At 72.4% G+C, this 13,155-nt stretch carries 14 protein-coding genes and 1 tRNA gene; 8 read left to right on the top strand and 7 right to left on the bottom strand.

All coding sequences use genetic code 11. The features are described from left to right. Positions 1–7: 7 nt before the first annotated feature. Complete coding sequence (locus ACWD12_RS12705; RefSeq protein ID WP_450099543.1) at positions 8–460, bottom strand: hypothetical protein; 453 nt, start codon at positions 458–460, stop codon at positions 8–10. A gap of 327 nt (positions 461–787) precedes the next feature. Between ACWD12_RS12705 and ACWD12_RS12700 the strand changes: the two genes are divergently transcribed. Beyond that, on the top strand, positions 788–2,083 hold the full coding sequence (locus ACWD12_RS12700; protein ID WP_450099542.1) for an APC family permease: 1,296 nt from the start codon (positions 788–790) through the stop codon (positions 2,081–2,083). 76 nt (positions 2,084–2,159) lie between these two features. Continuing rightward, positions 2,160–2,318 carry a hypothetical protein gene (locus ACWD12_RS12695; RefSeq protein WP_450099541.1) on the top strand — a complete coding sequence of 53 codons (159 nt, stop codon included), beginning with the start codon at positions 2,160–2,162 and terminating at the stop codon, positions 2,316–2,318. Between the two features lie 19 nt (positions 2,319–2,337). Here ACWD12_RS12695 and ACWD12_RS12690 read toward each other — a convergent pair whose 3' ends face one another. Both ACWD12_RS12690 and ACWD12_RS12685 read right to left on the bottom strand, forming a co-directional pair. Continuing rightward, on the bottom strand, positions 2,338–3,351 hold the full coding sequence (locus tag ACWD12_RS12690) for a lactonase family protein (protein WP_450099540.1): 1,014 nt from the start codon (positions 3,349–3,351) through the stop codon (positions 2,338–2,340). Between the two features lie 94 nt (positions 3,352–3,445). Next, positions 3,446–4,954 (bottom strand): MFS transporter, encoded by a 1,509-nt coding sequence (locus ACWD12_RS12685; protein WP_450099539.1) that lies wholly within the window; start codon positions 4,952–4,954, stop codon positions 3,446–3,448. 213 nt (positions 4,955–5,167) lie between these two features. Between ACWD12_RS12685 and ACWD12_RS12680 the strand changes: the two genes are divergently transcribed. Continuing rightward, positions 5,168–5,524 (top strand): ArsR/SmtB family transcription factor, encoded by a 357-nt coding sequence (locus tag ACWD12_RS12680; RefSeq protein WP_358357769.1) that lies wholly within the window; start codon positions 5,168–5,170, stop codon positions 5,522–5,524. Here the strand turns inward: ACWD12_RS12680 and ACWD12_RS12675 are convergent. After that, a complete protein-coding gene (locus ACWD12_RS12675; RefSeq protein ID WP_450099538.1) occupies positions 5,513–6,541 on the bottom strand; it encodes a helix-turn-helix transcriptional regulator in 1,029 nt (342 codons plus the stop codon). The two genes, ACWD12_RS12680 and ACWD12_RS12675, sit on opposite strands and share 12 nt — an antisense overlap. A gap of 166 nt (positions 6,542–6,707) precedes the next feature. On the opposite strand from ACWD12_RS12675, the gene ACWD12_RS12670 reads away from it, so the two are divergent. Both ACWD12_RS12670 and ACWD12_RS12665 read left to right on the top strand, forming a co-directional pair. After that, entirely contained in the window at positions 6,708–7,133 is a 426-nt protein-coding gene (locus ACWD12_RS12670; RefSeq protein WP_450099537.1) for an SRPBCC family protein, read from the top strand. 98 nt (positions 7,134–7,231) lie between these two features. Next, the gene (locus tag ACWD12_RS12665) at positions 7,232–7,498 is read left to right on the top strand and encodes a hypothetical protein (protein WP_358357776.1); all 267 of its coding nucleotides are present in this window, start codon (positions 7,232–7,234) and stop codon (positions 7,496–7,498) included. Positions 7,499–7,704: 206 nt separating this feature from the next. Here ACWD12_RS12665 and ACWD12_RS12660 read toward each other — a convergent pair whose 3' ends face one another. After that, entirely contained in the window at positions 7,705–8,643 is a 939-nt protein-coding gene (locus tag ACWD12_RS12660) for a class I SAM-dependent methyltransferase (protein WP_450099536.1), read from the bottom strand. Between the two features lie 183 nt (positions 8,644–8,826). On the opposite strand from ACWD12_RS12660, the gene ACWD12_RS12655 reads away from it, so the two are divergent. Both ACWD12_RS12655 and ACWD12_RS12650 read left to right on the top strand, forming a co-directional pair. After that, a tRNA-Ser gene (locus ACWD12_RS12655) sits at positions 8,827–8,898 on the top strand. Positions 8,899–9,010: 112 nt separating this feature from the next. Further along, positions 9,011–10,606, top strand: a complete 1,596-nt coding sequence (locus tag ACWD12_RS12650) for a TROVE domain-containing protein (RefSeq protein WP_450099535.1) — start codon at positions 9,011–9,013, stop codon at positions 10,604–10,606. Positions 10,607–10,720: 114 nt separating this feature from the next. Here the strand turns inward: ACWD12_RS12650 and ACWD12_RS12645 are convergent, their stop codons facing one another. After that, positions 10,721–11,530: an SDR family NAD(P)-dependent oxidoreductase gene (locus ACWD12_RS12645; protein ID WP_450099534.1), complete on the bottom strand. Its 810-nt coding sequence runs from the start codon at positions 11,528–11,530 to the stop codon at positions 10,721–10,723. A 195-nt stretch (positions 11,531–11,725) separates the two neighbouring features. On the opposite strand from ACWD12_RS12645, the gene ACWD12_RS12640 reads away from it, so the two are divergent. After that, the gene (locus tag ACWD12_RS12640; RefSeq protein WP_450099533.1) at positions 11,726–12,211 is read left to right on the top strand and encodes a pyridoxamine 5'-phosphate oxidase family protein; all 486 of its coding nucleotides are present in this window, start codon (positions 11,726–11,728) and stop codon (positions 12,209–12,211) included. A gap of 52 nt (positions 12,212–12,263) precedes the next feature. On the opposite strand, the gene ACWD12_RS12635 is transcribed toward ACWD12_RS12640, so the two are convergent. Next, a complete protein-coding gene (locus ACWD12_RS12635; RefSeq protein ID WP_450099532.1) occupies positions 12,264–13,115 on the bottom strand; it encodes an isocitrate lyase/PEP mutase family protein in 852 nt (283 codons plus the stop codon). Positions 13,116–13,155: the final 40 nt, after the last annotated feature.

Raw genomic sequence — 13,155 nt, 5'->3', positions numbered from 1 at the left:
GCGACGGCTACGAGGGCGTGGGCCCGCCGAGCGGGAGGGGGACGGCGTAGCGCCAGAACCCGTCCGGAGCGCGCCGTACGACGTCCGTGGCGGAGCCGCCCCGCCGTGCGTCGCCGCCGGGTGCCCACTCGATGACGAGGAGGCCGATATCGCCCGCCACGTGGTTGTGCCGCAGGCGCACGCTCAACTCCAGGGCCGCCGCCGACAGGTCGAGCCTCGCGACGACCGTCGCGCGAACGGCGTCGAACGCCGCCTCCAGCGCCTCCGCCTGCCCGCCCGCGCCGCGGGTCAGGCCGAGCTCGACCGTGCCGGTCGCCCGGTGCAGGGTCATGCGGACGACCGGGTCCGCGGGCTCGGGCACCATGAGGCGGAAGCCCGTGAGCCCCCAGGAGGGCGCGGAGGATCGGTCCGTCGGCGGCCGGTGCGGCGGCGGGGTCGAGGACGACGCGGGCAGGCTCATGCCGGCTCTCCTGGGTTGCGGCGGACGGTCGGGGCCGTCCGGTCGATCGGTACGCGTCCACTGTCGACCGGGGCGCTGACCGTTCCCTGACCACCGCCTGACCGACCACGCGGCCAACCGCGCGACCGACCGACTGCCCGACAACCCGCCTACCGCCGTGTTCCTCTTCGTCCCGCACCCACTCCCCTACGCCACCCCGGAATCGGCCCCGGCCCGCACGAAGCCTCGCCCGGCGCACGCCGCTTCGCGCGTACGGACCGTCCCCCTCCGGTGTGGCGTTCAGCCCTCATTCATCCGTCCGAGACCCTTACCTGGTATGCACATCGGGTGACCTCCCCCGATGTGCCCTTCCCCGCCCCCGCACCGTCCGCCCGGCCCGCCGCTCTCGCGCGCCGGCTGGGCACCGGCGACGCCGTGATGGTCGGTCTCGGTTCGATGATCGGCGCGGGGGTCTTCGCCGCCGTCGGCCCTGCCGCCCGCGCGGCGGGGTCGGGCCTGCTGGTGGGCCTCGGCATCGCGGCGGCGGTGGCCTACTGCAACGCCACCTCGTCGGCCCGGCTCGCGGCGCGGCATCCGGAGTCAGGGGGCACGTACGTCTACGGCCGCGAACGCCTCGGCCCCTTCTGGGGGTACCTCGCGGGCTGGGCGTTCGTGGTCGGCAAGACGGCGTCGTGTGCGGCGATGGCAATGACGGCCGGGGCGTACATCTGGCCGGAGTACACACGGGCGACCGGCGTGGGCGCGGTCGCCCTGCTGACGCTGCTGAACCTGCACGGCGTGCAGAAGGCCGTGTGGCTGACGCGCGCGATCGTCGCCACCACGTTGACCGTGCTCGCCTTCGTCGTCGCGGCCTGCCTCACGTCTGCCGACGCCGCGCGCCTCGAACCGTTCCCGGACGCGAGCCTGTATGGCGTCCTCCAGTCCGCCGGACTGCTCTTCTTCGCGTTCGCCGGGTACGCGCGGATCGCGACCCTCGGCGAGGAGGTCCGTGACCCCGCTCGGACGATCCCGCGCGCGATTCCGATCGCCCTCGGCATCGCGCTCGTCGTGTACGTCGCCGTGGCCGTGGCCGCGCTCCTCGCCGTCGGTGCCGACCAACTCGGCGCCGCGACCGCGCCGTTGGACACCGCGGTGGCGGCGACCGACCTCGACGGCGGAACGGCGGCGGTACGCGTCGGCGCGGCGGTCGCGGCGCTGGGCGCGCTGCTCGGCCTCCTGCTCGGCGTCTCGCGCACCGCCCTGGCGATGGCCCGCGACGGCCACTTGCCGCGTGTGCTGGCCGCCGTCGACACGACACACCAGGTCCCCCGCCACGCCGTCATCGCGGTCGGCGCCGCGGTGGTGCTCCTGGTCGGCCTGGTGGATCTGCGCGGCGCGATCGGGTTCTCCTCCTTCGGCGTGCTGGCCTACTACGCGGTGGCCAACGCCTCCGCCCTGAAGCTGCGTTCCGACGAAAACCCGCCGCCTCGCGCCCTCTCCGTCCTCGGCCTCCTCGGCTGCGTCGTCCTGGCCGCAACCCTCCCCTGGCGGTCGGTCGCCTGGGGTGCGGCCGTGCTGGCGACGGGCGCGGTCATCTGGTTCGTCCGCACCTCCCGCAGCGCACCGGACCGCGCAGCACCGTGAAAAGCCGCTCGCCCGGCGCGCCGCCCGTCGGCATAGTGCGGGCCATGATCTACCGAATCGAGTCCCACCCCGCCCGGTGAGCCCCCAGCACGAGCGCAACCCGCTCGACGGCACACCTGCCTTGTACGACCTGGCCCGGCACATGCTGCGCGACAGCCGCGAGGCGCTCGCCTCCCGGGCCCGCATCACCACCCGGCTCCCGCCCGCCCCTCACGACGATTCGCCCTCGCCCTGACGACATCACGCCCAGAATCTCAGTAGGTGCGGGGCACTGCGGCGATGCAGGTCGGGGTGCCGGTGGTGAGGGCTTCGGCCGGGGGTGCGAGGAGGCCGGTGGTCGGGTCGCGGCGCAGGGCGGTGACGGTGTCGGAGCGTTCGCCGGCGATGTAGAGGTGGTCGCCGATCAGTGCCGCGTCGCGGGGCCAGGTGACGCCGGTGTCGATTTCGGCGACGACGCGGGGCGTACCGCCGTCGAGGGCAAGGACGGTGACCGTGTCGGGGCCGCGGTTGGCGACGTAGAGGTGGCGGCCGTCCGGGGAGGCGACGATCGCGGAGGGGTGGTTGCGCGTCGGGCCCGCCGTGGCCAGGCCGGTCGCCGGGCCGTCGGGCAACGCACGGACCGCGGGGACCAGTTCGCCGACGACCCAGGCACGGTCCGGCGCCGTGTGCACGAGGTGGCGCGGGCCGAAGCCGGGCGGGGTGGGAACGGGCGCTTCCGCGACGAGTGTTCCGTCCGGGCGGAGGCGGTACCGCCAGACGCGGTCGGAGCCGAGGTCGCAGACCAGGACCGTGTCGCCGTCGAAGGCCACCTGGTGGGCATGCGGTCCGGCCTGGCGGTCGCGGTCCGGGCCGTCGCCGTGCAGTTCTACGACGGTGGTGTGCCGGCCGGCGGCGCCGTTCGGGGCGAGGGGGTGGACGGAGACGCGGCCGTCGCCGTAGTTCGCGGTGAGCGCGTACGCACCCGTGGGGTCGACCGCGACGTGGCAGGGCGCGCTTCCGCCGCTGGGGACGCTGCCGAGCGGGGTGAGCGAGCCGTCATCGGCGATGGCGAACGCGCTGAGGGTGCCCTGCGGTTCGAGCTCGTTGACCGCGTAGAGCCTACGTCCGTCGGGGTGCGCGGCGAGGAACGACGGGGACGGGGTCGCGGTCGGCTCGCCCAGCGGCGTCAGCACGCCGGTGGCCGGGTCCTGGGCGCATACCGTGATGCCGGATCCGCGACCGCCGGTGGCGGGGGTGTAGCTGCCGATGCAGACGAGCGGCTGGGCCATGGCGGGGCATACTCCTGATCCTCGTGCGGTCGGACCGGAACGGGCATTGGTCTGGTCCAATGCCCGTTCCGGTCCGACCGTACGGCAAGCGGGGTCAGCCGCGTGCGCCGACCTCCACCCGCTCCGCGTCGTCCTCGCCCGGTGCGGCGGCCTCCTCCGCGGTGTCGGCCGCGAACTCGGCGACCGGCCGCGTGTCGGTCTTGGCGGTGCGCTTGAAGGTGAGCGCCGCCACCGCGCCGAGCAGCAGCGCCGCGGCCACGAGGTAGAGCGTGCCCTGTTGACCGTCGGCGACGGCGTGCTCCAGTTGGGTGCCGGTCAGTCCGTCGGTGTCGGTGTTGGCGATCGCCACGAAGATCGCGAGGCCGACGGCGGCACCGACCTGGGACGCGGTCGAGGCCATGCCGGAGGCGACTCCCTGCTCGCTCGCGTCGACGCCGGACGCGGCGGCGATCCACATCGCGGTCCACGCGATGCCCTGGCCGACGCCCATGACGACGAGGCCGGGGACGAGCACGCCGTACGAGCCGTCCGCCGTGACGCCCGTCGCCAGCACAGCGGTGCCGATCGCGCCGAGCACGAATCCGCTGAGCAGCGCCGGGCGCAGGCCCGCACGGGTGGTCATGCGCTCGCCGATCTGGGTGCCCGCGAAGATCGCCACGGCCGGGACCAGGAACGCGAAGCCGGTCTGCAGCGCACTGAGGCCCTGGACCTCCTGCCACAGAATGGTCAGGAAGTACGGGATCGCCCCGAAGGTCCCCATGAACACGAAGGTGATCATGGTCGCGGCGGCGAGGCTGCGGTTGCGGAACAGGCGCAGCGGCATCAGCGGGTCGGCGGTGCGGGACTCGATGAAGGCGAAGCCGGCCAGCAGCCCGACGGCGAGGGCGGCGGAGACGAGGATCGTCGCAGACGTCCAGCCTGCCGCCGGCGCCTCGACGAGGACGTACACCAGAAGGGTGATGCCGGCGGTCGCGGTGAGCGCGCCGGGCAGGTCGAAGCTGCGGCGTGGGCCGGACATGCGGTCGCGCGGGATGAAGGCGAAGGCTCCGGCGATCACCAGTGCGGCCAGCGGCACGTTGACGAAGAAGACCGAGGCCCAGCCGAACCAGCTGGTCAACACGCCGCCGAAGAGCGCGCCGAGGGAGAGCCCGCTCGCGCCGGCGCCGCCCCAGACGGCGAGGGCGCGGTTGCGCTCCGGGCCTTCCGCGAACAGCGTGTTGACGAGCGACAGGGTGGCGGGGAACAGGAGTGCGCCGCCTATGCCCTGGACCGCGCGGGCGCCGACCATCATGCCGGGGTTGACCGCGAGCCCGCCGAGGACGGAGGCGCCCGCGTAGAGGCCGAGTGCGGTGATCAGGACCGAGCGACGGCCGAAGAGGTCCGCCGTACGGCCGCCGAGCAGCAGGAAGCCGCCGAAGGCGACCGCGTAGCCGCTGATCACCCATTGCAGGGATTGTTCGGAGAAGCCGAGTTCGGTGCCGATCTCGGGAAGGGCCACGAAGACGATGTTGTAGTCGACGGCGATGATCAACTGGGCGAACGCCAGGACGGCGAGCGCCCACCCGAGGTGCCGCGGGCGGGCGGCGGGGACGGTTGTGGGCATGGCGGAGAGACCCCTTGCTGGTGGGACTTGGTGCCGGGTGGGCCGTGCGGGGGGGGGACCGTGACACTGTGGAGCGACTGTGGGAATGTACGTGGACTTGCGTACTGAACGACTGTACGAGGATCTTCGTACAGTCTCACGACGGCCGTCAAGCCGGCTCCGCAGAATTGTTCGTACGTTCACGAACGGTCGTAATCGCGCTATCGTGGGTCCATGACGCTGTTCCACCCCGCCCCCGAGCAGTTCCAGGTGGAGAACGTGCTGACCGCGCTGGGCAACCCCACCCGGCTGGAGGTCGTACGCAAGCTCGCCCACGACTGCGAGTACGGCCACCCCTGCGGCACCCTCATCACCGGGGTCGCCAAGTCGACGCTCACCCACCACTGGCGCGTGCTGCGCGAGGCCGGCGTCATCCGGCAGGAGCCGGCCGGGCGCGAACTGCTCATCAAGCTGCGGCGCCAGGAGATGGACAGTCGCTTCCCCGGGCTGCTCGACGCGGTCCTGCTGGCCGCAGCCCAGGCCGCGGACTCGGCAGAGACCGACGCCGACGCTGAGGCCTCAATCGCCTGACGGCTCCGGCGAGCCCGGCCCGCCCGGTGCGTACACGGCCATGACCGCGCGCGCCGTCGCCTCGACGTCCGCGCGCAGCTCCGGCGGCGCCAGCACCTCGACGTCCGGCCCGAAGCGCAGCAGTTCCAACGCGCCGAAGCGCATCGTCTCCAGCGGCAGCACCGCCTTGACCCAGCCCTCCGCGTCCGGCGCGCTCTCCGTCTCCGCGACGACGCGCTCGCGCTGCGGCCCGAACAGGCCCGCGACGGCCGCCCTTGCGCGCGGTGACAGGCGTACGACGGCGGGGACCTGGTAAAGATTGCGCTCGAAATCCTCCGACCACACGGTCCAGTAGTCCGCCAGCGAGAAGCTCGGGTCCCGCTCGAACTCCTCGTCAAGCGTGGTCAGTTCGATGATCCTGCCGACCCGGTACGTCCGGTCCTTACGTGACCGCCCGCCCTCCCCGCCCTCGGCCGGCCGCGCCACCAGGTACCAGACGCCCGCCTTGAGCACGAGGCCGTACGGGTCGAGCACCCGCGGCGCGACCGCCCCACCCCACCGGCGGTAGCTGATCCGGATGCGCCGCCCGTGCCAGACGGCGTTCGCCGCCTCGGCCAGGTACGGCGACTTCTCGGCCTCCGCATACCAGCCCACCGTGTCCAGATGGAACCGCTCCCCCGTGCGCGTCGCCCGCTCTCGCAGCTCCGGCGCGAGACCCGCCATCAGCTTCAGCTGCGCGGACGCCACCACGGCGCCGAGCCCCAGCTCGGCGGCGGGCCCGGGCAGTCCGGCCAGCATCAGCGAATCGGCCTCGTCGGCGGTCAGACCGTTGATCTTGGTGCGGAATCCGTCGAGCAGGCGGTAGCCGCCGGCCGGGCCGCGCTCGGCGTACACCGGGATCCCGGCGGCGCTCAGCGACTCGATGTCCCGGTAGACCGTGCGCACCGACACCTCGAGCTCGTCGGCCAACTCCTGCGCGGTGACGTGGCCGCGCGTCTGGAGGGTCAGCAGGACGGACAGCAGTCGACTCGCACGCATGCCCCCAGTCTGCCCTGGATCCTGACAGAGGGTGTCAGGTATGGCGGGCATGATCGTCCGAGCGGACCGCGCTGCAGGATGCACTGTTGCGGAGTTCACCGTTGTTGAATGCACTGTTGCGGAATGCACTGTTGCGGACAATCACTGCGATGCGAGGAGCGACGGCATGACCCGCGAAGTCGGCAAGACCCAGGACGTCGGCTACGAGATCGGCGTCTCCAAGACCCTCCCCTACCCGGCGTCCGTGGTCTGGGAGTTCCTGACCGACGACGACGGCCTCGCGGTGTGGCTGGGCCCCGGCGCCGAACTCGGGCGCGAGAAGGGGACGCCGTACCGCACCGACGACGGCACCGAAGGCGAGTTGCGCAGTTGGCGGGAGATGGACCGGGTGCGGCTCACCTGGCGGCCGGCCGGCTGGGACCACGACACGACCGTGCAGGTGGCGATCCGCGCTTCCGGCGAGAAGACGATGCTGCGCTTCCACCAGGAGTGGCTGGCGGACGGCCGCGAGCGAGAGCGGCAGCGCGAGCACTGGAGGGCCGTCATGGACGCCGTCGTCGCCGCCTTGCGCGAGGAGCCGTCGGACGACTGACCCGCGGCCGGAAATTCATATAACCGGAACGTTGCCTTCCGTGATCAGCGGGTACCAGATGTGCGTTGAGGCTTGACGGCACGAGGAAAGGCGGCGTCATGAGCGGGTTCCTGGACAAGGCGAAGGAAAAGGCCAAGGAAACCATGGCCACCGGCAAGCAGAAGGCCGACGAGTTCCAGGCCAACCGTGCGCAGGGCGACCTCTACAAGCAGCTCGGCGCCGCCTACTACGCCGAGCAGCGCCAGGGCGCTTCGCACGACGAGGTGTCGCGGCTGCTTGCGGCCCTCGACGCCCACGAGCGCGAGCACGGACCGTCGACCGGCGACAGCCCCTCGGACGGCCCGGGCCCGGTCGGCCTGGCCTGACCGGACCGAGTGGCCCGACGGAACCGAGCGGCACGACAGGGCCGAGTGACCCGACAGGACCTGACCCGGCCGATCGGCGCCCTACCGACCCCTGCCGAGCCCCTGCCGGACGCCCTGAATGCCGGACGTCCCGAACCCCCATCGGACTTCCCGGCCCCCGGGCGCGCCCGCTCGCGCGTCCGGGTGTTCGGCACTCCGGGGCTGTTCTAGGGGTTCGGGCCGTCCGGAACCGTCGAGGCGTCCGCCGCCTGCCCGGCGCCCGGACGGGCGTCCGCCCCCTGCGTCCCTTCCGCCGTCCCCGGTCCGAACTTCACCACCGTGATCGACGGGCGCCGATTGCGCACCACCGGGATCAGGTGTGCGTGCGGCGCCACCCGGGTGTAGAAAAATCCCCGCCCGGGGACCAGCGCGAGGTCGCTGATCTCCACGATGTTCGGGTGCGCGCCGTGCAGCTTCCAGCGCTCGGAAGCGTCCATGCCCCAGGGCATCGGCGGCGCGACGTACCCCTCGCGCGTCTTCACCCGGCCCTTGACCGTCTGGGCGCTGAACCAGCGCGGCACCGCGTCCAGAATCAGCGAGCCGTTCGGGAACCGCTCGGCGCACCGGGCGATGAGCGCGCGTACGTCGGACGGTTGCAGGTACATCAGCAGGCCCTGCGCGGTGACGATCACGCCGCGCGCCGGGGCCACCTGGTCCATCCACGCCTCGTCGAGCGCCGAGCCGGCGATGGGATGCACGCGGGTCTCCTGCGGGAGCAGGCGCGCCCGTAGCTCGACTATTTCGGGGAGGTCGACCGACAGCCAGGTGAGGAGGCCGTTGTCGACGCGCCAGAACTGCGTCTCCAGCCCTTCGCCGAGGGCGACCACCGTGCCGTCCGGGTGTCTGCCGAGGAACTCGCGGATCTGCTCGTCGAAGGTGCGCGCCCGGAGTGCCTGGCCCTGCGCGCTGCCCATGTCGGCCTTGCCGAACCGCCGTTCGAAGGGATAGTCGATACCGTCCAGCAATTCGACGCCCATCGGGTCGTCGAGCACCGCGTCGGGACGCCTCGCCTCCATCGCCCGGTGGTACAGGGTCCACAGCAGCGTCTCCGGAACCCCGTCGAGCGCAACACGGGTTTTCGGGCCGTTCGTGGTCGCAGTCGCCATGCCGAGACCTCCTCCCGTGCCCCACGCTAGTCCCACGCCCGGGAAAATACCTGGTGACGGGCAAGCGATTCCGCCTACTGTGAGGCACGTGAACAACGCACCTCCCGGTGCGAAGGGTCCGGATACTTCCTTCCACGAAAATCTCCGGTCCCGCTTTTGATCTCGGGAGGACAGGCGTGGGGTGCCCGGTGCGCAGGCATCGGTTACTTCGACTCATAATCGCGAGGTTCCGGGTTCGATTCCCGGTCGCCGGCGCAAGCTCGGCGGTAGCTCAATTGGTAGAGCACGTGTGCCGAAGCCGCTTCGATCTCGGGCACCCCCTCACGCCTCCTCCCCCCAATCCACGGTCCCACGGGGGGATTTCGGCATGTCCAAGTTCAACAGCCGTACACAGCGCGCCGTCGCGGTCGGTCCGGTCCGCACCACCACGCGCACGCCGACCACCACGACGTTCGAGGGCGGCGCCGCGTACGTGCGCGAGCCGCGCGGCGAGCTCCTGCTGTTCGCACTCACCAACATGGTCGGCGAGGCCGCGTTCTACGAGTCCGCCGACGCCCGCGACCGCCGGTTCCGCGACCTCGTACACGACGTGGCCGCCGAGGACCCGGCGTGGATGCGCGGCTTCATCGGCTGGCTGCGGGACGCCGCCGGCATGCGCTCGGCGTCGCTGGTCGCGGCCGCCGAGGCGGTGTTCGCGCGCCTGACGCTCGGCCTGCACGGCGAGAACCGGGCGATCGTCGACGCGGCGCTGCGGCGCCCGGACGAGCCCGGCGAGATGCTGGCGTACTGGACCGCGACGCACGGCCGTTCGCTGCCGAAGCCGGTCAAGCGCGGCGTCGCGGACGCGGCCGCCCGGCTGTTCACCGAGCGTGCGCTGCTGAAGTACGACACCGCGGGCAAGGGCTTCCGCTTCGCCGACGTGCTGGAGTTGACGCACGCCTCGCCGGCGGCCGACAAGCCGTGGCAGGGCGAGCTGTTCAGGCACGCGATCGACCGGCGCCACGGGCGCGACGAGAACGTTCCGGAGCGTCTGCGCGTCGTCGCGGCGAACCGGGCGCTGCGCGCGGAGGCGGCCGAGGACCCGTCGGTCCTGTTGGCCGCCGACCGCCTGCGGGCGGCCGGGATGACCTGGGAGGACGTGCTCTCGCTGGCCGGCTCGCGGCTCGACAAGGCGCGGCTGTGGGAGGCGATCGTGCCGTCGATGGGCGTCATGGCGCTGATCCGCAACCTGCGCAACTTCGACGAGGCGGGGCTGTCGGACGAGGTCGCGCAGGATGTGGCGCGGCGTATCGCGGACCCGGCGACCATCGCGTCGTCGCGGCTGTTCCCGTACCGGTTCCTGTCGGCGTACCGTGCGGCGCCGTCGCTGCGGTGGGGGCACGCGCTGGACCAGGCGCTGGCCGCGTCGACGGCGAACGTGCCCGCGCTGCCCGGCCGTACGCTCGTGCTCGTCGACACCTCGGGCAGCATGTCGTCGTATGTCTCGGCGAAGTCGAAGGTCACGCACGCGGACATCGGTGCGCTGTTCGGCATCGCGCTGGCCCACCGCGGGGCCGAGGTGGACCTCGTCGGGTTCGCGGACCGGCACTTCACGCACCGGATCACGCGCGGCGGTTCGGCGCTGCGCGACATCGAGGCGTTCTGCGGGCGGAACGGTGAGGTCGGCCACGGCACCGAGACCGTCGCGGCGCTGAAGGCGACGTACAAGGGGCACGACCGCGTCGTGCTGGTGTCGGACATGCAGGCGTTCCGGTACGCGGGCTCGGGTGCGGCCGGTGTGTCGGTGTCCGACGCGATCCCGGCGAACGTACCGATGTTCGGCGTCAACACGACCGGCTACGCACCCGCGGTGATCGCGAGCGGCACGCGCAACCGGTACGAGATCGGCGGCTTCAGCGACAAGCTCTTCACGCTGATGGAGGTCCTGAGCAAGGGCGGCGACGCCGGTTGGCCGTGGGAGTGAGCGGCCCGGGACGGCCCGCGATCACGCGTGCCGTCCCGGTTCGCGGGCTCTCGTTGGCTCTCGGGCCGTCACATCCCGCCGGGTCCCGGACGGGGGGACCACCCGGTCCGGGGCTCAGCGCGTGATCCCGAGCGCGCCCGCGATGAGGTCGCTCAGCCCGGTCCGGGTCCCGGCGAGGAAACCGCCGTCGACGGCGATGGCCTGCCCGGTCACGAACGACGCGTCGTCGGACGCCAGGAACAGCGCCGCCGCGGCGATCTCGTCGGGGCGGCCGAAGCGGCCGAGCATGTGCAGTTCGCGGTACTCCTCGCGGTACTGCGTCATGTTGCCCGACCCCATCACGGCCTGGAACATCGGTGTGTCGATGAACCCCGGGCAGATCGCGTTGACCCGGATCCCCGCACGGCCGTAGTCGATGGCCATGTTGCGGGTCAGGGTCACCACGCCGCCCTTCGAGGCGTTGTAGGCGCTGCCGCCCTCGGTGCCCTGGAGTCCCTCGACGCTGGCGATGTTGATGATGCTGCCGGACTGCTGCCCGATCATCAGGCGCAGCGCGTGCTTGGCGACCAGGAACGTGCCCTTGAGGTTGACGTCGACGATGCGGTCCCACTCGGCCGCGTCCAGGGCGTGCACCACTCCCCCGCCGGAGACCCCGGCCGAGTTGACGAGGATGTCCAGACGCCCGTGCTCGGCCTCGACCGCGGCGACGGCCGCGGCGACCGCCTCCTCGTCGCGTACGTCCGCCGCCACCAGGCCGCCCTTGCCCGGGAATTCCCCGTCGGGCGTGCCGAGGTCGAGGCCGACCACCGTGGCTCCCTCTGCGGTGAACCGCTCGACGCAGGCCAGGCCGAGACCGGACGCGCCGCCGGTCACCAGCGCGACCCTGCCGTGCAGCCTGCCGACCTGCCCGCTGTTGGTGCTCATCGAGGCCTCCCGTACGCGTGGAATCGTGGCACCGGCCGATGAGTCCGGCCGGTGGATCCGGCCGAGGGAACCTAGACCAACCGGGTGCGCGCGGCAAGCGAAACGCCTGTGCAGTTCCCGCGCGCTGTCCGGGTGCGGGCGTAGCGTGGATGGCCACGGAGAGGTCGGTCGTGGCGGAAGGACGAGGATCGCGGCATGGCGCGTTGGACCGATGTGGTCGAGAACGAGGCGGAGTTCGCGGACGAGGTCCGCAAGGCGTTCGACGCCTACACGCACAAGACGCTCGCGACGCTGCGCAAGGACGGTTCGCCGCGCATCAGCGGCAGCGAGGCCGGGTTCGTCGACGGCGACCTGTGGTTCGGCAGCATGCCCGGCGCGCTGAAGGCGCTCGACCTGCTGCGTGACCCGCGGTTCGCGTTGCACGCGGGCACCGGGGACGCCGACAGCGACTCCTGGCGCGGCGACGCGAAGCTGTCCGGGCGGGCCGTGGAGGTCACCGACCCCGAGGCAGTCGCGGCGGTCTACCGGGCGTGGACCGGCGAAGCGCCGGAAGGGCCGTCGCACCTGTTCCGGGCCGAGCTGACGGACGTGGTCCTGACGACGCTGAACCAGGCCCGCGACGGCCTGGCCATCCGGCTGTGGACCCCGGACGGCGGGTTGCGGACGTTCGCCCGCAAGTGAGCGCCCGGCGCGGTACGGGCCGGAAGCACGGGCGACCTCGACCGGCGGTTCCTCAGTCGGCGGTCGGTTCGGCGAAAGGGTCCGCGAGTGCCTGCGTCTCGGCGTAGCTCGGCACCCCCGCGGCGGCCCGCCCCGCGTCGTACGTGTCCCCGGCGATGGACCATGCCAGCTCCACCGCGCTGTGCAGCGCCGTGCGGAAGAGCAGCGACCCGCAACTGATGCGGGCGACGCCGAGGTCAGCGAGGCGGCCGTACGTGTGGCGGGCCGGGTTGAAAAGCAGGTTCACAGGCGCGGCGACCTCGCCCACCACCGCGCTGATCTCCGCGTCGTCGTCCAGCCCCGGGACGAACACCCCGTCCGCGCCTGCCTCGACGTACGCGGCGCACCGGCGCAGGGCCTCGTCGAGCGGCTTGCCGTCCGGCCTAACGAGCCAGAACGCGTCGGTACGCGCGTTGACGAACATGTCGGGCACGGCCGCCTTGACCGCGCTGATCGCCGCGCGCTGGAAGCCGAGGTCGGCAAGAGTGCCGTCCGACCTGCCGTCCTCCAGGTTCATGCCGACCACGCCGGCGGCCGCGAGTTCGGCGGCGAGCGCGGCCACCTCGTCGGGGTCGTCGCTGAAGCCGCCTTCCGCATCGACGGTGACCAGCGCGGCCAATCGGGTGATCCGGCGGGCCAGCGCGACGGTGTCGTCCCGCATGCCACCGCCCTGGCCGTCGGGCTTGCCGAGGGCGGAGGCCACGCCGAGGCTGGTGGTGGCGATGGCGGTGAATCCCCGGGCGACGAGTGCCGACGCCGACGCGTGGTCCCACGCATTGGGCAGCAGCAGCGGCCGTGAGCCCTGGTGCAGGGCACGGAACGCCTCGTAGCGGTCGCCGCGTTCGGTGGTCTCGGGGGTCGGCATCGCGTGATCCTGTCTGTCGTGGGTGACGTTCTGCGCGGGG

Source organism: Streptodolium elevatio, assembly GCF_053592165.1.
Note: the sequence above shows the minus strand (reverse complement) of the source record. Positions and strands in the feature narration are given on the sequence as shown.